Origin of the sequence: Luteimonas fraxinea (assembly GCF_021233355.1) — a bacterium.
In the GTDB taxonomy this organism is placed as follows: domain Bacteria; phylum Pseudomonadota; class Gammaproteobacteria; order Xanthomonadales; family Xanthomonadaceae; genus Luteimonas; species Luteimonas fraxinea.
The window spans coordinates 3,902,331-3,921,049 of the sequence record NZ_CP089507.1 but is presented as its reverse complement, the minus strand read 5'-3'; the positions used below and the strand labels follow the sequence as shown (position 1 = coordinate 3,921,049).

Below are 18,719 nucleotides of genomic sequence, written 5' to 3'. Positions count from 1 at the left end.
TCCTGGAAGGGAAGCGGTCCGCAAGCGGACGGTCAGTCGAACACCGGCGTCTGCCGCTGTGCGAAAGCGGCGAGGCCTCGGCGCGCGTCGGCACTGGTGAAGGCGCGTTGGCCCAGACGCGCTTCCTCGGCGAAGGCGTCACGCTCGGGCAGGTCGACCAGGCGCTGGACGGATTCCTTGATCACCGCCAGCGCGCCTGGACTCATCGCCTTGATGCGTTCCGCCAGCGCGAGCGTCTGCGGCATCAGTTCGGCGATGGGTACGACCCGATTCAGCAGGCCCTTGGCCAGCAACTCCTGCGCGGAGAATCCGTTCGCGGTGAGCAGCAGCTCCATTGCGTGGACATACGGCACCTGCCGGACCAGCCGCACCAGCGTGCCGCCGGCGGGCACGATTCCGAGAGAAGGCTCGGGCAGGGCGAACTTGGCGTGGTCGGCGGCAATGCGGATATCGGTGCCGAGCATGATCTCGAAACCGCCGCCCAGGCAGAGTCCGTTGATCGCGCACAGCACCGGCTTGTAAAGCTGCAGGTTCTTCAGATGCGCGTCGTCCCACTGCGAGATGTCGAAGGTGTCGTCCATCAATGCCGGAATCGACTCGCCGAGATCGGCACCCACGCAGAACGCCCGCTGGCCGCTGGCGGTCAGGATCACGACCCGCACTCGCGTATCGTCGCGAGCGGCGATGAAGGCATCGCCCAGCTCGCGGTACATCGACAGCGTCAGTGCATTGAGCTTGTCCGGCCGATTGAAGCGGATCATCGCGATCCCGTCGGAGACGTCGTAGGCAATTCCCATCAGATGGCTCCCATTGAAGTCATCGCCCGCAACGCGTCGGCATCGAGCCCGAGCAATTCGGCATAGACCTCCGCGTTGTGTTCGCCCAACCGCGGTGCGCGACCCCGCGTCTGCGCGTGGGTCCGTGAGAGTTTGATCGGTGTACCGAACATGTCGACGCGACCTCCCGGGTACTCGACATCGACGATCATGTCGCGCGCGGCGATGTGCGGGTCCTCGACCACTTCCCGGATGTTCTTCACCGCGCACAGTGGTATGTCATCCCCGGCCATGGCCTCGAGCTCGGCCTTTGTGTACTCGCGGAACCAGTCTTCGATCACCGGTTCGATGCGTCGCGTGTAGACCTCGGGCACGAAGCGCTTGGCCATCGTGTCGATCTCAGGGTCCTCGAGCAGGTGAGGCGCGCCGAACGTGCGGCATGACAGTGCCCACAACTTGTCGTTGTAGCCGCCGAAGAACACATGACCGTCCTTGCAAGGAAACTGGCCGTACGGGCGGACGAATGGATGTGCATTGCCGAGTGGTCCAGCGATGTCGCCGTCGACGGTGTATTTGACCACCGCGTTTTCGGTCAACGCGAGTACTGAGTCCTGTTGTGACACGTCGACCATCTGGCCGAGTCCGGTCCGCTCCGCCTCGCGCACTGCCGCGAGCACACCGATCGTCGCGAACAGCGTAGCCGACACATCACCGACGATCGTGCCCACGCGTACGGGCGGCCGGTCGGGGTATCCGTTCATCGACCACAGTCCGCCTGTCGCTTGACCACTGTTGTCGAAGCCCGGTTTCAGCGCGTTCGGGCCGGTCTGACCGAAACCGCTGATCGCGGCGTAGACGAGTCGCGGATTCTCCGCGCGCAGTGTCTCGTAACCAACGCCGAAGCGTTCCATGGTGCCGGGTCGGAAGTTCTCGACCAGCACGTCGGCACGAGCGACCAGCTGCTTGAGCAGATCGCGGCCGGTTTCATGCTTGAGGTTCAGCGTGATGCCTTCCTTGCGCCGGTTGTACTGGGCGAAGAACGCGCTGAAGCGGTCGTCGCCCGTGCCCACGAACGGTGGAAAGTCGCGCACATAGTCTGGGTCGGATGGATGCTCGATCTTGATCACGCGCGCGCCCAGGTCGGCGAGGATCATCGAGCAATACGGGCCGGCCACGACCCGGGTGATGTCGAGCACCAGCAAGCCGTCGAGGGGCCCGCGGCGCGGGGCAGGCGTCGCGCTCACAGCCGGTCTCCGACGCCAACAGCCGCGCCTTGCGCAACAGTTTTGCTCAGGCGGTTGCGCCGCCCGGGAGCAGGGGATATCCGCCGAAGGACTTCATGTCCTCCATCAAAAAGCTGGTGACGATCTTCTCCACGCCGAAATCGCCGTCCGTCATCTCGCGCATGATCCGCTTCCAGTCGTGGATATCCGTGACCAGCGCGCGTAACAGGTAGTCGTAATGCCCACTGATGCGAAGCGATTCCACGATCTCCGGCGTGCGCTGCGTCCACGCATCGAACGCCACGAAGCCGCCCACCGAATGTCGCTCGAACGAAACCTGCGCAATCATGATCGTCGCGGTGCGGATGCGGTCGATCGCCACCTGCGCGCGGTAGCCGGTGATCAGTCCCCGCTCCTCCAGATCGCGAACCCGTCGCAGACAGGCGCTTGGCGACAGGGCCACGCGGTCGGCCAGATCGCGGTTCTTGACCTGCGCATCCTCCTGCAGCGCCTGCAGGATTCGCAGATCGATCCGGTCGAGGGAATCCTTCAGTGACATGCGGGCAACCGGGCGTGACGACGTCTTCGATTCTGGCGGGTGCCTCTCCATCGGACAACTCCGTCATTCCAGGTGCGCCAACGTCGCGGCGAATCCATCCGTCCGCACGCGATCGACACGCGTTTGCGCCCGCGCGGATGCGGCAAAGTTGCGTGGCGCCTGGTGCTTCTTTCCGGAAAACAGTCACATAGACGTCACGGTCGTGTGCCGTTGCGCACTGGACAGCGTTCGTCGGGCGACCTTTTATGACGGGGTGTACTGAAGACATGAGAATCATGGCCTGGCCTGTCGCGGAAACCTGTTTCGAGCGTAGCGCCGCGTTTCCAGGGCGAAGTCGCCGAACAGGACGACGACTTCACCGAACCGGCCTTTCGATGCACGCGCATCCAGGACGGGGCCAAGCGTTCAAGCCGCAATCCGTCGCCCTCGGGAAGGCACGGATCCGTCGCCAACAGGATGCCGGCGACTTCACCACCGACCTTGTGGACACAGATGTCCCGGGATCGCGCAAGCATGGGAGTGAGGCCGGATGATGTTCGACGACCGAACCATCGAAGACATGTTGGACTGCGCCGTGCAGCCGGACGAAGCCGTTCGCTGGCGTGGCGGAACGCATCAGGAAGGCTGGCGGGAACCGCTTGTGTCGGGTCATGGATTTCGGCACCACTACGACGCTGCCATTGGCGACGGCGGCTGGGAGTTTCATCAGCTCAACGATGCAATGTCGATGGCGATCGTCGACTTCCGCGCTGCCCACGATGTCGCGCGTTTGCATCGCCATGACGACCACATCGTGTTCTGCGCGTGGATCGAAGGGCGCGGCACGATTTCCACCGACGACGTGCCCGCGGACGAAGCGCTGGCGCACGGCTTCTGCACGTTCTATGGGCTGTCGAGTGGCGGCGCCGTGCGCACCGTCTATGAGCCCAACCGCCCCCTGCGGTGGGTGACGATCTTCCTGAGACGCGATCGCGTGCGTGACGTACTCGGAATTGATGTCGAAGCGCTACCCGCCATCTTCCGCGACTACATCGTCGACGGCACGCCGATCGGCCTGCGCCACGTGCCGCTCACCGGCGGTGCGAGCATCGCCGCCAGTCAGGCCTTTGAATGCCCATACCAAGGCGATCTGCGGCGCCTGTACCTCGCGTCGAAGGCGAGCGAGATCATCTGCGCGGTCATTCAGGCACATGCGGACGGCAACGACGCCGATGGTCCGGTTCTGCGCCGTGCGGATGTAGAGAAGGTCCAGCTCGCCAAACAGGTGATCGAAGAGAACCTCGAGGAGCCGCTCAGCGTGGCCGAGTTGGCGGCCCTCGTAGGCATGACGATCAAGAAGCTTCAGTACGGATTCCAGGCGTTGTTCCGCGGCAGCGTTGGACAGGTCTACAAGCAGGTACGGCTTTCAAAGGCGATGGTTCTGGTGAGCAACAGCGACAAGCCGATGATCGACATCGCGTTCGAGTGTGGCTACGAATGCCCGGGGAGCTTCACCCGGGCGTTCAAGCTGGCGTTCGGTTCGAGCCCGACGCTGGTCCGCTCCACGACGTCGCGCGGCGCGCCGCACGCAGAGACCCGCAGGCCATTACTCGCTGCTACCGCACGTATGAACTGATCGGGCATAGCCGCCCGCACCTGGACACTGCATGACTTCTTTGCGTTCGTTTTTCGTCGTCACCGCACTCGCGAGTGCCTGCACCGCCGCACTCGCCGCGCCGTCCCTGCCGTCACCCGACGGCGGGTATCCGGTCGGCGTGGTCCGCACCGAATTCGCCGATCCAACCAGGCTGCTCGATGCCGCCGATCCCGACAGCGGGCCGCGACGCCTGCCGGCGGTTGTCTGGTATCCCGCCGTCGAGTCGGCGCTGGTCGACGGCGCCGCGTACCTTGCACCGGAAGCAGTCACAGCCACCGTGCCGGCAATCAGCCGGCTGTTCCGCTATCCGCTGCCGGAGGTGGAGACGCTCGTTGCCGTACGGACTGCCGCAAGCTTGCACGCGCGTCCTGCGACGCAGACCGGCGGTTTCCCGGTGGTGGTCTACAGCCATGGCCTGTTCCTGTACCCGGAGCAGAACACCGCGCTGGCGATGCTGCTCGCCAGCCACGGCTACATCGTGGTGTCGATCGCGCATCCGGGCGATTCGGCTGATCTTCGCCTGCGGGACGGCCGTCTGGTGGCGACCGCGCCTTTCGGACCGGGTGCGGCCGATGCGCGGTTTACTACAGCGTGGGAAGTGCTGATGGGCGCGGACGGACTGGCTGCGCGCCGAGAAGCGCTGGAGACCTACGCAAGTGCGCAGTCATCCACGCACATCGGGCTCGCCGCGGTGCGCTGGCGAGAGGACACCGAAGCCGTGGCCGCTGCGATCGTCGATGGTGCTACGCCGGCCGATCTGCACGACATCCTCGCCATTGCAGACCGCAACCGGCTCGCATTTGCCGGCATGTCGTTCGGGGGAGCGGCATCGGCGGCCGGCTGTCGTCGGGTTGCGGCGTGCCGGGCCGCGGTCAACCTGGACGGTCAGAACCTTGAGGCCGACGTCTACGACAGTCCGATCGGGCGTCCGCTGCTGCTGGTGCTCAGCGACTGGCCGCGTTACGGACTGTTCGAGGGCCAGCCACGCGAGACCGACTACAGCCCGAACGATCTCGCCTACGAACGCTGGCGGGAGGCCGGCACGACTGCGGACGTGGTTCGCCTGCGGTTGCGGGGCATCCGCCACATGGGGTTCACCGACTTCCACACGCTGTTGCCGGCGTCGATGCGCGACGAACGCTTCGGCGACATCGCGCCCGAGGCTGCGACGTCCGCGGTCGGCGACGTGGTACTCGCGTTTCTCGACGCATACGTGCGCGACGCCGATGTAACGGGCCTGGACCACGCCATCGATCGCCATCCTGCATTGGTCCGGCACGTGCCCACGCGCCTGCAGCGCTGGGCAGAGGTAGAAGCCACCCGCGAGCAACCGGGAACGGCACCTTCCAGCGCCCGGTGACGGGCGTTCTCCATTGCATCGGGCTGTGCGCAAACGCGTGCGCTGTTAACGACTCGGCGGTTGTCGCTACGCAGAACGCAGGCATCACTGCCTGCGTTCACTGGTGCATCGGTGACGTCTTCCCGACCGTTGCGATACCGGTGGCAGGCCCGGTACCGCGACGGCGTGGTGCCGTCAGAAGCGCCAGTCCAGGCTCACCGAGTACTCGCGCGGCGGGCCGTAGTAGCTCACCGAGTACAGGCTCTGGATGTACTTCTTGTCGGTGATGTTGTTGATGTTGGCCCGCAGTGTCACGTCCGGAGTGACGTCCCAGGCTGCGAAGGCATTGAGCAGCGTGTAGCCGCCCTGGCGGACCGGGTTGCTGGTGACGTAGCTCTCGAAGTTCGAGATCCTCTCCTGCCAGCGCCCACCTGCGCCGAACGACACCGCGGGCACAGCTGACAGGCGCGTGCTGAGCAGCAGATTGGCCGTGCGACGCGGCACCCAGCTGTAGGTGTCGCTGCCGTCTTCGCCGTCCATCGACAGCTGCGTGTAACCGAACAACAGGTTGATGTTTTCGCCCAGCTTGCCGGTGGCCTCGAACTCGAAACCTTCCGACTCGATGTCGACCGGTCGCGAATAGCCATACGCGTAGCCGTCCATAAAGCGCGTGCCGACGTACGTGGCCAGTCCGTCCTGCTTGGCGCTGAACCACGCCAGCGTAGTCAGCAGGCGCTGGTCCAGCCACTCGGCCTTGACGCCCACCTCGTAGTTGGTGCCCTTGCTCGGCGCGAAGTATTCGCGGTCGAAGTCGACTTCATCCTGCGGCTGGTAGATGTAGGAGTAGTTGGCGTAACCGGTGATGCGGTCGCTGAAGTCGAACGTCACGCCAGCGTAGGGCGCCAGGTTGCGGTCAGTGATGTCGGACATACCGCCGGCATTGTCGGCGCTGTCGCGCTGGAACTCCGCCCAGTTGAACCCGATGATCGTCTTGAAGCGATCGGTGAACGCAATGCGGGTGGCGCCGAAGACGCGGGTCAGACGCTGGTTCAACGCGGTGTAGGGCGCGCGTTCACCCCAGGCGGGCTCGGTGATCGCACCGCCTGCGTACGGGAAGCCGGGCAGGGCGCCGAACTGCGGGCCGGTGGTGTCGACCGGGTGGTACTCGTCGATGCCCTCGCTTCGCGCAGTGCTCGCACCGAACATCGCTTCGTGTTCGCGGCCGAACAGGTTGAAGCGACCGTTGACGGTGACGTCTCCGATATGGGCCTTGGTCTCGTAAGGGCTCTTGTAGGCCCACCCATACAGGCCTTCGCCGGTGGCCGGATCAAGACCGAACAGCGAGTACGCCATGAACAGCTGCGATTCGTGATCGTAGACACGGTAGTTGTAAGACGCCTTGGCCTGCCAGTTGTCACCCAACTGATGTGTGTACTCGACGAACGCGGCGTGCGTGGTCGAGTTCCAGTAGGTCCAGTCCTGGGTTGTCGAAGCGCTGCGGTCCCATTCGATCTGGTTGCCGTCGGTATCGATGAAGCTCAGCGCGCCCCACATGTTGCCGCTGGTGTCCGATTTCTGCCACGAGTAACCAAATGCCAGCGTGCCGTTCTCGCCGATCTGGCCGTCGACCACGCCGTACAGATACGAACGCTCGCTTTCGAAGTCGCGCAGGTAGGAATCGCTTTCCTCGCGCGCGACGACCACACGGCCGGCCCAGGTGCCGTCTTCGGAGAATGGCGTCGAGTAGTCGGCCTCGATGCGGCGACGTCCGTTCGATCCGGCGGTCAGCCCGACCTGTCCTTTCGCCTCGTTGGTGGGTCGCTTGCGGACGTAGTTGATCGTTCCGGACGCATTGCCCACGCCGGTCAGCAGGCCATTGGCGCCACGGATCACTTCCAGCTTCTCGAATCCGAACGCATCCATCGCGTTGGTGACAACGCCCCAGCCGTTGGGCAGGCCGACACCGTCGATCTGGGTGTTCTTGATCTCGAAGCCGCGTGCCAGGAATTGCGTCTGGTTGGTCGAGGTCTGTTCCACCTGGATGCCGGTCGCGAGGCGCAGTGCGTCGTTGAGGCTGTCGGCACCGAAGTCCTGCATCTGCTGGCTGTCGATCACGCTGATCGACTGCGGCGTTTCCTTGATGTCCAGGTCGAGATTGGTCGCACCGTTGCTGACCCGGTTTGCACGCTGTCCGACGACGAGTACGGCGTCGAGGTCCTTGGCATCCGTTGACTGCGTATCGGACACCGACGTGGCGGTGCTCTGCGCGAATACCGGCGTCGACAGCAGAGCAAGGGTGAGCGCACTGGGAACGAGCATGCGCCTGGCTGCGTGGTTCATTACGGCTTCTCCGTCGAAGGTCCCGCGTCGGGCGGCGGGGATGTCCCGCGCCCGGGTGACATGGTTTGATACCCCAGCGGGCGCCACCGGCGCTTGGCAGGTCAGCGCGAAGTCTTAGCCATTCGGTGCAGCAGTGGCCGACGCTTCGCGTATGGCGATGTCGCCGCGTACATGGCGCGCGGCCATGACGAAGCCGAATACCGACACCACCGATCCCATCGTCGCGGCGAGCATCGCGTAGCGAAGAGAGTCCTCGCCCAGTGCCGGCCGCCAGAGATCGCTGGCGATGCCGACGAACTGCGGGCCCAGTCCAAGCCCGATGATGTTGTCGATCAGGATCAGGGTGGCGACTGCGGTCGCACGGCTGCGCACGGGCACCAGGCGCTGGATGATGGTGATCGTCGGGCCGATGAAAGCGGCGGTCAGCGACAGCGGAATGATCGCTGCGGCGATTGCGATGCCGGTGTCGCCGACCAGAAAGCAGATCGGCGCCAGCGGCAGTGGCAGAGCTGCCGCGATCGCGGGGACCCATGAATACCAACGCGGATCGCTGCGGCCGAAGCGATCGGCGAAATGGCCGGCGGCATAGGTGGCCAGACCGCCGCACACACCCATGATCAGCGCCATCACCATACCGATCTCGGCAGTCGACAGACCGTGGCTGCGGGCCAGGAACATCGGGAAGAAGCTGCCCAGAGAGTAGGCCGTGAAACAGGTGGAACACGCGCCGAGCGTGGTCCAGCGGAACGCGCGGCTGCGCCACAGCTGCAGCATGACCTTGGAGAACGGTGGCGCGGGGTCCGCGACGACGATGCGGTCGTGGGCGCCACGTTGTGGGTCGCGGACCGTCACCAGCAGCACCACGGTCAGCACCAGACCGGGCAGGCCGGCTGCGATGAAGGCCGCACGCCAACCCCAGGCCTGGGCGATGAAACCGCCTGCAGCGAACGCGACGAGCACGCCAAGATTGGCGCCCGTGGCATAGATCGCCTGCGCGCGCCCGCGGCGCTCGGCGGGAAACAGATCCGTGATCATCGTCTGAGAGGCAGGGCCTGTACCGGCCTCGCCGACGCCGGTGAGGATGCGTGCGATCACCAGTTGCCAGAACTGCAGCACCAGACCGCAGGCGATCGTCATCAGCGAGAACAGCGCCAGTGACGCGGCGATCAGCCGGCGCCGGTTGACCCGATCGGCCAGCAACGCCAGTGGCAGGCCCATCGTCGCGTAGAAGAGTGCGAACGTCGGCCCGACCAGCAGGCCGAGGTAGGTGTCGGAGAGGTCGAACTCGGCTTTCACCTGTGGCAGCAGGATCGCCAGGATCTGCCGGTCGATGAAGTTGACCAGGTAGATCGACGTGAGCACACCGAGGATCCAGTTGCGTCCGCCGACGACGCGCCGGTACGCCTCACTGCCGGTGCCCACATCGAGGCGGCTCATCTACGCAACTCGTCGATGAGACGGTCCATGAACACTGCGCAGGCGTCGAGCTGGGCGAGTTCGATGTACTCGTCGGGCTGGTGCGCCTGCGCGATCCAGCCGGGCCCACAGATTACGGTCGGCAGGCCGGCGCCTTCGAACAGACCGGCCTCCGAGACGTAGGAGGCGACTTCGCATTCCGAAGTACCGAGCAGACGCGCAACCATGTCCAATGCGGGTGCATTGCCGGCGCCCGTCAGCGGCGGTACGTCGGACAGGATCTCGGTCGCGATACCGCAATCGTCGAAGCGCGCGCGGATCTCCGCGTCCAGTTCGCGGACCAGCGCTTCGACCTCGTCATAGACCGCGCGGGCCTCGGTCGGCGATGCCGAGCGGATGTCCCAGACGAAGCTGCATTCGCGCGCGAGTATGTTGGGCGCGGTGCCGCCGTTGACCAGGCCGATCGTGACCGTGGCATGCGGCGGCACGAAACCGCTGCCGGTTTCGGGAGCGGCGGCCAGGCGGTCGGCGATCGCGACAATTTTCGCCATCAGGCGCGTGGCGACCATGTTCGCGCTGACACCCAGATGGGTCTGGCTCGAATGCGCCTCGTGGCCAAGTACGGTTGTGCGCAGACCCATGATTCCCTTGTGCCGTTCGACCACACGCATCCCGGTCGGTTCACCCACGATCACGACCGCCGGACGCGGTACGCCCGCCAGCAGAGCGTCGATCAGCGAGGGCGCACCGAGCAGGCCGACTTCCTCGTCGTACGACAGCGCAAAGTGCACCGGGCGCCGCAGATTTGCGGCCAGCATCGCCGGCACCCGCGACAGGCCGGCGGCGATGAAGCCTTTCATGTCCGCGGCGCCGCGCCCGTGCAGGCGGCCGTTGCGCTCGGTCAATGTCCATGGATCGCTGTGCCAGTCCTGGCCGTCGACCGGGACCACATCGGTGTGGCCCGACAGCACAACGCCGCCAGTCACGTCGGGACCGATCGAGAACAGCAGGTTGGCCTTGCCGCCGGCGGGCGCGGGGACGCGCGTCGAACGCACACCCAGCGTAGCGAGCCAGGCTTCGACCGCCTCGACCAGTGCGAGGTTGGAGTTGCGCGATGTCGTGTCGAAAGCGACCAGTCTTGCGAGCCAGTCGTGCGCATTCGCGGATGCCGTGGGGTCGAGAGGGGGCAAGGGGGATCCTGACGATGGGACGTGTCCCGAGCCTAGCCGCGTCGCGCAGCAAAGGGCATGCCGATCGCGTTCGCGACTTCGCAGAAACAGATCGCGCGACGCGGATCGACCGCGTGGACGATCTGACGGCGGGACATCCGGCGAAGCGGCGGGCTCAGATGGACAAGTCCGGCGCCATGGATTCGCACAGCATGGCGGGTGCGGCGCGGAGCGTGCTTGTGTTCCGCATCGATGTAGGGAATGAATGGATCGCGGAATCTGTGGAACATCGGAGCGGAACATGGGACGCACTTGCAGCAGTCTGGTCTGGATGGTGGCGGTCGCTACCGCGCTCCTGGCATCCGTCGCGAGCGCATCGGAGCCGGCGGCGCCTGCGCGCCATGCGATGCCTGCTACCCAGACCTGGGATATGGACTCGGGCGCTGGCGGGATCTACCGGATCGCCGTGTCGCTGCCGGACGATCCAGGCGCCGCGCCGGCTGACGGCTATCCGGTGCTCTACGTGCTGGACGGCAACGCCTATTTCGCGTCGTTCGCGCAGGCGCGCCGAGTGGCGGAACACCTGCCAGTTGGCAAGGCAATCATCGTCGGCGTCGGGTATCCGACCGACGATGCCTGGGACGTGCGCCGCCTCAACGACTTCGTCGCGCCGATGCCCGATCCGCCGCCGCGCCAGTACCGGGAACTCGCGCAATACCCGAGTGGCGCACGCAAGGCCTTCCTGGATTTCCTGACCGGTCCGCTGCGCGCGGAGATCGCCCGCCGCTACCCCGTCGATCCGGAGCGTCATGCGCTGTTCGGACATTCGCTGGGCGGACTGTTCGCGTTGTATGCGCTTTACGAGCGACCTGACGCGTTCCATTCCATCGTCGCGGCCAGTCCGTCGATGGAGTGGAACGCGCAGGGCATTCTCGATGACGAACGCGTGTTCGTCGCGCGGCTGGCCGATGGCCGGGTGGGGCGCAACAGCCGCCTGATGGTGGTCGTCGGCGATCGCGACACCGATGACGATCCCGAGCCCGCGCGCGCGCTGGTCGCGCGCCTGGACCGGCTGTCGGGCCAGGGGTTGCGGGTCCGTCTGCTGCGCTATCCCGACGAGGTGCACGTGACCGTGCCGGCGCGCTCGGTGACCGACGTCATGCGGTTCGCGTTCGAGATCCGCTGAAGGCGCGCGTCTGCGTCAGGCACCGTTGTAGGCCGACATGTCTACGCGTTGCGGATGACGTCTTCGGATTACACAGGCCGGATCGGTGAACCGCCGGACAGTTCGGCCAAGTCGCGGAACGGGATGGCGAAGCGATGTGACGCTCGAGCCGACAGCATGCAGGCGTGACGAACGATCATTCCCGAACCACCTGCCAGTTTTCCGCTTGCCCGGAGCGCACAGCGACCCACGGCGACGAATGCATGCGGTTCGCGCGTGTGGTGCTGCGTAGGGTGGGCGGTCGATGACAACACCAACAGAGACGGGTCTCCAGATGCGACTCGGCTGGCCGGCGCTGCTGGTACTCGGTGTCGCGCAGATCCTGGGCGCCGGCGTCTACGTGCTGATCGGTACCGCCGCGTCGCTGTATGCGGGACCCGCCGTGACGGTGTCGTTCGTGATCGCCGGCGTGGCCTGTCTGCTGGTTGGCCTGTGCTACGCGGAGTTGTCGTCGAGCGTGCCGGAGTCCGGCTCGGCCTACAGCTATTGCAAGCACACGCTCGGCATCGGTCCGGCGTGGGCGTTGGGCTGGCTGCTGTTTCTGGAATTCAGCGTGGCGGCCTCGCTGCTGGCGGTGGGGTTCTCCGGGTATCTCGGCAGCCTGCTAGGGGACCTTGGCATCGTGTTACCGGTCGCGATCTCCACGCCTGCAATCCAATTGCTGCCGGCCACAAACGGCGCGTCGCTCACGGTCACCGGACATACGAATCTCGTCGCCGCGTTCGCGGTGCTGTGTGCAGGTGCGATCGTCGCGATGGGTACGTCACGCTCTTCGCTGGCCAACACCATCCTCGTGGTAGTGAAGGTGCTGGTGCTTGTTGCCTTCATTACCGTGGGTGCGACCGAAGTCGATCCTGCCAACTGGACACCGTTCGTGCCGCCCAACGAAGGTGGCTTCACCTACGGCTGGGAAGGCGTGATGCGTGCCGCTGCGTTGCTGTTCTTCGCATTCCTCGGATTCGAGACCGTATCGACGGCCGCAGCGGAAACCCGTAATCCGCAGCGCGATGTGCCGATCGGCATCCTCGGTTCCCTGGCGATCTGCGCGACGTTGTACGTGCTGGCAGCGATCGTCCTGACCGGCCTTGTTCCGTTTCGCGACCTCGACGTGCCCGATCCCATCGCCCTCGCGGTCGACCGCATCGGGTGGCCCCAGTTCGCGGTGGTGATCAAGATCGGCGCGCTCGCGGGGCTGGCGTCCGTGTTGCTCGCCAACGCCTTCGGCCATTCGCGGGTCTGCTACGCGATGTCCCGCGACGGCCTGCTGCCCGATCTCTTCAGCCGCCTGCACCCGGTACGCAACAGCCTCGCGGGCGCCAACCTGCTGCTCGCCGCGCTGGCCGCGATCAACGCCGCGCTGCTGCCGATCTCGGTCATGGCCGACCTGATCTCGTTCGGTGTCGCGCTGATGTTCGCGATGGTCGCGATCAGCCTGATCCGGATCCGAAGCACCGAGCCCGAGCGGATCGGCCGCTTCCGGGTACCACTTGGCGGCGTCCGCCTCTTCGGCATCTGGTTCGGCGTCGTCCCGGTCGGCGCTACCGTCCTGAGTTTCGCGATGACGTTGCCGGTAGCGCTGGACCTCATGCAGCAAGCGCTGGCCGGCGATTTGCTGCCGGTCTTCCTGCTGCTCGTGTACGCGCTGACTGGCGGGCTGATCTACCGCTTCTACGGGCGTGCCAGATCACGCCGACGTACGGCGTGATTGACGCGTTTCGTTTGCCACTTTTGCCGGAATCCCGCATGTCACGCACCACACTCACCCGCGCCGACGCTTTCGCCCTGGGTCGTCTCGATGCTCACGACCAGGCCGCCCTGCTGCGTACGGGCGACATCGATGCGGCAGGACTGACGGAGGCGGCGATCCAGCGTATCGAAGCGCTGGAACCACAGTTGCAGAGCCTGAGTCATCGCGCCTTCGGACTGGCTCGACGTGAGGCCGCGTCCATCGATGCGACTGCGACGCGTGGCGAGATGGCGGGCGTGCCGTGGTTACCGAAGGACTCGCTGGACTATCCCGGTATGCCGACAACTGGAGGCTCGCGCAGCCGCAGCGGCGTGCTGGTCCAACGTGGCTATCCGTACGTCGACCGTCTCGCGGCGCAGGGACTGGTGGCGGTCGGCAAGTCGGCGATGCCCGAGTTCGGATTGCTCGCCTCCACCGAACCCCTGCAGGGGCCGGTCACCCGCAATCCATGGTCGCTGGCACATTCACCTGGCGGCTCAAGCGGCGGCGCCGCGGCGGCGGTCGCGGCTGGCCTGGTGCCCGTGGCGCACGGCAGCGACGGGGGCGGGTCGATACGGCTGCCATCTTCATGCTGCGGCGTCGTGGGATTGAAACCGGGTCGCGACAGCACCGTGCGTGTGCGCGGTCGGCATCTGGCTGAGGACCTGCTCGTTGCCGACAGCCTGCACGCGCGTACCGTGCGCGACGCCGCTTGGGCGTTCGCTGCCACCCATCCGCACTCGGCGAGGCCAATGGTGCGGCAGCCGGCTGCACGGCGTCTGCGCATGGCGGTGATTGACACCGGTCTGCGTGGCGCAGCTCCCCATACCGATGTGCGTGGCGCAATCGCCTCGACGGCGGATCTGTGTGCGTCGCTCGGTCACCACGTTGAGTCCGCGCAGTGGCCGGTCGACGGTGATCTGTTGCTGACCGCGTTCGAGGACTTGTGGTCGCACCTGGCTGCCGACGCTACCGAAGCAGCGTGTGCGCTACTCGGCGGACGCCGCGCCGCGGATGCGTTGGAGCCATGGACGCTGGGACTGGCCGCACGTGCCGCCGGTTTACCGACCTCCGCACTCGAAGGCATTTACCGGCAGATCGCACAATTGCCGGCGCAGATGTCGACGTTCTTCAGCCGGTACGACGTCGTGCTGAGTCCGGTGACCAGCGCACCGCCCCCGTTGCTGGGCACGTTCGCCCCGGACGTCCCGCTGGACGCCCTGATGCAGACAATGTTCGCGTGGATCGACTACACCCCGCTGCAGAACATGGCCGGCACGCCGGCAATCTCCCTGCCGCTTTCGCACAGCAGTGATGGTCTGCCGATCGGCAGCATGTTCGCCGCCGACCGCGGCCAAGAGGACCTGTTGCTTGCGCTTGCCTACGAACTCGAGGCCGCTGCGCCCTGGGCCGAACGTTGGCCGGCACATTCGATCGCCGCGTTCGACGCCTGACCCGATTCCCGCTCCTCTTCCGGAAACCCCATGTCCGCTCTCCCGCTTTTCCAGCCGCGTACCTCCCGGGACGTGGCCGACCTGGTCGCCGCTCAGCCGCTGGCCTGGATCGTTTCCGGCCCTGCCGGCAGCCTGTCGGCCACGCCGTTGCCGGTTCAAGTCGAATGCGATGCAGACGGGCAGCCCCTGCGTCTGCTGGGCCACTTCGGCCGATCCAATCCGCAGTGGAAAGCGTTTGCCGACGATCCGCGCGCGACCGTGCTGCTGATCGGTCCGCATGGCTACGTGTCGCCGTCCTGGTTTGCTGACCGGAGCCGGGCGCCGACCTGGAACTACACGACGGTGATCTTCGAGGTCGACGTCGAACTGCGGGATACCGCAGAAGATGCCGATCGCCTGTTGCGACATCTGGTCGACGACGTGGAGCGTGGTCGCCCGGGACCGTGGGCCGTCGAGGAGATGGGGCCGCGCTATCTGTCGTTGCGCGAATACGTGGTCGGATTCCACGCCCACATACGCGACACGCGCGCGACGTTCAAGCTGGGCCAGGACGAACGCGATGATGTATTCGACGACATCCTGCGCGGCCTGTGGAATACCGGCCAATTGCCGCTGGCCACGTGGATGCGCCGCTTCGACAACGGTCGCGGCGCCGACGCCATCGCGTCGATCGAACCGCGTGCGCAGCCGCTCGATCCGGAGATCGCCGGTTTCATCGACAGCGTGATCGCCGAGGGCAGGCGCCTGGTGGGTGGGCGCGCGCTGGGTTGGCCCGCGCTGCGTGAGATCGTCGAGCAGGTGCGTCGCCCATGGCGCGAGGGCGGTCCGGTGATGGCGCGCACCGAAGAGATCTTCGCCGACACCCGCCACGGACCAGTGCGGCTGCGGATCCACGATCCGGCACCCGGTACGCCCAAGCCGACGCTGGCATTCCTGCACGGGGGCGGCTGGGCGATGTTCAGCCTCGACACGCATGACCGTGTAATGCGAGAGCTCGCCGCACGTGCAGGTGTCGCCGTGGTCGGCATCGACTACGCGTTGTCGCCCGAGGTGCGGTATCCGGTAGCGCTGGAGCAGGTGGTCGATGTCGTCCACTGGCTGGGCGCGAACGGGCCCGCGTATGGCATGGACGGCGAGCAGCTGGCACTTGGTGGCGACTCCGCTGGCGGCAACCTCAGCACCGGCGCGGTGCTGAAGCTGCGCGATGCGGGAGAGGGCCATCGGGTCGGTGCGGTGTTGAGCTATTTCGCCGGCTTCTCGCCGGATGCGTCCGCGCAGTCGCGCCGGCGCTACGGCACGGACGCGGACATGCTCACCGCGGTCGAGGTGGACACATTCTGGAACTACTACATCTCGCGTCCGGCCGATCGTAACGATCCCTATACCCACGGCCTGCTTGCCGACGTGGACGGGTTGCCGCCGTATTTCATCGGCGTCGGTGAGTGCGACGTGCTGACCGAGCAGAACATGGCGATGGCCGGGAAGCTGCTCGCCGCCGGCAACGACGTGCGGATCAAGGTCTATCCCGGAGCGCCACACAGCTTCATCGAGGCGGTGAAGGTGTCGAAGATCGCGCGCCAGGCGCTGGAGGACGGTGCCCAGTTCCTGCGGCGGGTTTTCGACCACAAAGGCGCGTGTATGGAGTCGCTCGACAAGAGCGGCACTTGCGTCGCTTGAACGTGCAAGGAGACAGCGCCTGCAATGCCGACGGCCCAAATGATCCGCCCAATCTCGAATGCCGCGAGGCAACAGCGGGATGGCGAGCAGGTCTCGGGCGTTCGGCAACGTGACCTCGGCCAGCGGGGCATCGCTCTGAAGATGCCGCGCCCCTTGCGCAACCCGAACATCTGGACATTGATCGCAACGTCGCAAGGCGGGAATTCAGCGAACTCGATGTAGCGCTTCGCCACAATCCAAATTCGGCCTGGCAACCACCAAGTGCTATCCGACCGACCCCGCCGCCCGCAAACACACCTCCCGGATCGACTCCACCAACTGCGCCGGCCCGGACGTCTTCTCTTTCAGGATCGGCGCCACCGGCCCGACCAGCGCTTCGGTGAACGCGCCGACGATGCAGGCGGCGGTGACGTCGGCGTCCTGGGCGGGGAATTCTTTGCGTTCGATGCCGGCCAGCAGGATGTCGCGGAAGACTTCGCCGAAGCGACGGCGGCCGCGGATACGTTCGGCGTCCACTTCGGGGTCCACAGGCTCGGCGATGAAGGCGTAGGCCAGGGCCGGGCCGGCGAGGGCGCGGCGCACGAAGGCTTCGATGGCGGCGCCCAACTGGTCTCGGGCGTCGGTGTGGGCAGCGGCCGCGCCGCGCAGAATCACGATCTCGGCGTCGATGGCGATGGTCAGCACTTCGACGAACAGTTCCGTCTTGGACGGGAAGTAACGGTAGATCAGCCCGGTCGATACGCCGGCCTCGGCGGCGACGGCGGCCACCTGGGCCTCGCGGAAGCCGCCCACGGACACCAGCGTGCGCGCGGCGTGGACGATCCGCTCGCGGTTGCGGGTCATCCGCTCTTCCATCAGGTCCGAACGCCGGTAGCTCAAAACGTGATCCTCAGTTCAATTTTTGAATATTAGTTCAATTCTTGCCTCGAACCCGCTAGCCTGTGCCGATCGGGACCACTGCGCAGGCGCGATGCCATGCGGGTCGTCGTCCCCGGGAACCTGGAGTCCAGCATGCGTATTCCGTCCATCGATTTCCAACTCGGCGAAGAGATCGAGATGATCCGCGAGTCCGTGCAGGACTTCGCCGCGCAGGAGATCGCGCCCCTCGCCACGCATGCCGACGAGGCCAACCAGTTCCCGCACGCGCTGTGGACCAAGCTCGGCGCGCAGGGCCTGCTGGGCATCACCGTCGAAGAAGAATACGGCGGCACGGGCCTCGGCTATCTGGCCCACGTGGTCGCGATGGAGGAGATCTCGCGGGCCTCGGGCGGCATCGGTCTGTCCTACGGCGCGCACTCCAACCTGTGCCTCAACCAGCTGCGCAAGAACGCCAGCGAAGCGCAGAAGCAGCAGTACCTGCCGAAGCTGTGCAGCGGCGAGTACGTGGGCGCGCTGGCGATGAGCGAGCCGGGCGCGGGTTCGGACGTGGTGGGCATGAAGCTGCGCGCGGAACTGCGCGGCGACCGCTACGTGCTCAACGGCAACAAGATGTGGATCACCAACGGCCCGACCGCCGACGTGCTGGTGGTCTACGCCAAGACCGATCCCGATGCCGGCCCGAAGGGCATCACCACTTTCATCATCGAGAAGGGCTTCAAGGGTTTTTCGACTGCGCAGAAGCTCGACAAGCTCGGCATGCGGTCGTCGGATACCTGCGAGCTGGTGTTCGAGGATTGCGAAGTGCCGGTCGAGAACGTGCTCGGCGAAGTCGGCGGCGGCGTCAAGGTGCTGATGTCCGGTCTCGACTACGAGCGCCTGGTGCTGTCGGGCGGTCCGCTGGGCTTGATGGCCGCGGGTCTCGATGCGGTGCTGCCGTACGTGCACGAGCGCAGCCAGTTCGGCGAAGCGATCGGCAACTTCCAGCTGATGCAGGGCAAGGTCGCCGACATGTATGTCGCCTACAACGCCTGCCGCGCCTACGTGTACGCGGTGGCGAAGGCGGCCGACGCCGGCAAGATCACCCGTCAGGACGCCGCCGGCGTGATCCTCTACGCGGCCGAGAAGGCAACGTGGCTGGCCGGGCAGGCGATCCAGGCGCTGGGCGGCAACGGCTACATCAATGAATACCCGGTGGGCCGCCTGTGGCGTGACGCCAAGCTCTACGAGATCGGCGCCGGCACGTCGGAGATCCGGCGCATGCTGATCGGCCGCGAACTGTTCCGCCAGACCAGCTGAAGGA

14 protein-coding genes are annotated in these 18,719 nt (G+C 65.9%); 7 read left to right on the top strand and 7 right to left on the bottom strand.

The features are described from left to right. Positions 1 to 32: 32 nt before the first annotated feature. The 3 genes from LU699_RS17865 to LU699_RS17855 are packed head-to-tail and all read right to left on the bottom strand — an operon-like array spanning position 33 to position 2,558. Entirely contained in the window at positions 33 to 797 is a 765-nt protein-coding gene (locus LU699_RS17865) for an enoyl-CoA hydratase/isomerase family protein (protein ID WP_232135123.1), read from the bottom strand. Continuing rightward, positions 797 to 2,020 carry a CaiB/BaiF CoA transferase family protein gene (locus LU699_RS17860; RefSeq protein ID WP_232135125.1) on the bottom strand — a complete coding sequence of 408 codons (1,224 nt, stop codon included), beginning with the start codon at positions 2,018 to 2,020 and terminating at the stop codon, positions 797 to 799. Before LU699_RS17860 ends, LU699_RS17865 begins: the two co-directional genes overlap by 1 nt. A 46-nt stretch (positions 2,021 to 2,066) precedes the next feature. Then, complete coding sequence (locus LU699_RS17855) at positions 2,067 to 2,558, bottom strand: Lrp/AsnC family transcriptional regulator (protein ID WP_232135127.1); 492 nt, start codon at positions 2,556 to 2,558, stop codon at positions 2,067 to 2,069. 529 nt (positions 2,559 to 3,087) lie between these two features. Here LU699_RS17855 and LU699_RS17850 point away from each other — a divergent pair. After that, entirely contained in the window at positions 3,088 to 4,173 is a 1,086-nt protein-coding gene (locus LU699_RS17850) for a helix-turn-helix domain-containing protein (protein WP_232135129.1), read from the top strand. A gap of 31 nt (positions 4,174 to 4,204) precedes the next feature. Next, positions 4,205 to 5,554: an alpha/beta hydrolase gene (locus LU699_RS17845; RefSeq protein ID WP_232135131.1), complete on the top strand. Its 1,350-nt coding sequence runs from the start codon at positions 4,205 to 4,207 to the stop codon at positions 5,552 to 5,554. Positions 5,555 to 5,728: 174 nt separating this feature from the next. Here LU699_RS17845 and LU699_RS17840 read toward each other — a convergent pair whose 3' ends face one another. From LU699_RS17840 to argE, 3 genes are all read right to left on the bottom strand, one after another. Further along, the gene (locus LU699_RS17840) at positions 5,729 to 7,852 is read right to left on the bottom strand and encodes a TonB-dependent siderophore receptor (RefSeq protein WP_232135133.1); all 2,124 of its coding nucleotides are present in this window, start codon (positions 7,850 to 7,852) and stop codon (positions 5,729 to 5,731) included. Between the two features lie 135 nt (positions 7,853 to 7,987). Beyond that, positions 7,988 to 9,310: a spinster family MFS transporter gene (locus LU699_RS17835; RefSeq protein WP_232135135.1), complete on the bottom strand. Its 1,323-nt coding sequence runs from the start codon at positions 9,308 to 9,310 to the stop codon at positions 7,988 to 7,990. Next, entirely contained in the window at positions 9,307 to 10,479 is a 1,173-nt protein-coding gene (gene argE / locus LU699_RS17830) for an acetylornithine deacetylase (protein WP_232135137.1), read from the bottom strand. Before argE ends, LU699_RS17835 begins: the two co-directional genes overlap by 4 nt. Positions 10,480 to 10,759: 280 nt before the next feature. Here argE and LU699_RS17825 point away from each other — a divergent pair, with 280 nt between their 5' ends. The 4 genes from LU699_RS17825 (at position 10,760) to LU699_RS17810 (ending at position 16,540) form a co-directional block, all read left to right on the top strand. Beyond that, positions 10,760 to 11,644 (top strand): alpha/beta hydrolase, encoded by an 885-nt coding sequence (locus tag LU699_RS17825; RefSeq protein ID WP_232135139.1) that lies wholly within the window; start codon positions 10,760 to 10,762, stop codon positions 11,642 to 11,644. Between the two features lie 283 nt (positions 11,645 to 11,927). Further along, positions 11,928 to 13,388: an APC family permease gene (locus tag LU699_RS17820; protein ID WP_336246134.1), complete on the top strand. Its 1,461-nt coding sequence runs from the start codon at positions 11,928 to 11,930 to the stop codon at positions 13,386 to 13,388. 38 nt (positions 13,389 to 13,426) lie between these two features. Next, a complete protein-coding gene (locus tag LU699_RS17815; protein WP_232135141.1) occupies positions 13,427 to 14,863 on the top strand; it encodes an amidase family protein in 1,437 nt (478 codons plus the stop codon). Between the two features lie 30 nt (positions 14,864 to 14,893). After that, complete coding sequence (locus tag LU699_RS17810) at positions 14,894 to 16,540, top strand: alpha/beta hydrolase fold domain-containing protein (protein ID WP_232135143.1); 1,647 nt, start codon at positions 14,894 to 14,896, stop codon at positions 16,538 to 16,540. A 264-nt stretch (positions 16,541 to 16,804) separates the two neighbouring features. Here the strand turns inward: LU699_RS17810 and LU699_RS17805 are convergent, their stop codons facing one another. Next, the gene (locus LU699_RS17805) at positions 16,805 to 17,419 is read right to left on the bottom strand and encodes a TetR/AcrR family transcriptional regulator (protein WP_232135145.1); all 615 of its coding nucleotides are present in this window, start codon (positions 17,417 to 17,419) and stop codon (positions 16,805 to 16,807) included. 132 nt (positions 17,420 to 17,551) lie between these two features. Between LU699_RS17805 and LU699_RS17800 the strand changes: the two genes are divergently transcribed. Continuing rightward, positions 17,552 to 18,715, top strand: coding sequence for an isovaleryl-CoA dehydrogenase (locus LU699_RS17800; RefSeq protein ID WP_232135147.1), 1,164 nt, complete (start codon positions 17,552 to 17,554; stop codon positions 18,713 to 18,715). Positions 18,716 to 18,719 lie beyond the last annotated feature (4 nt).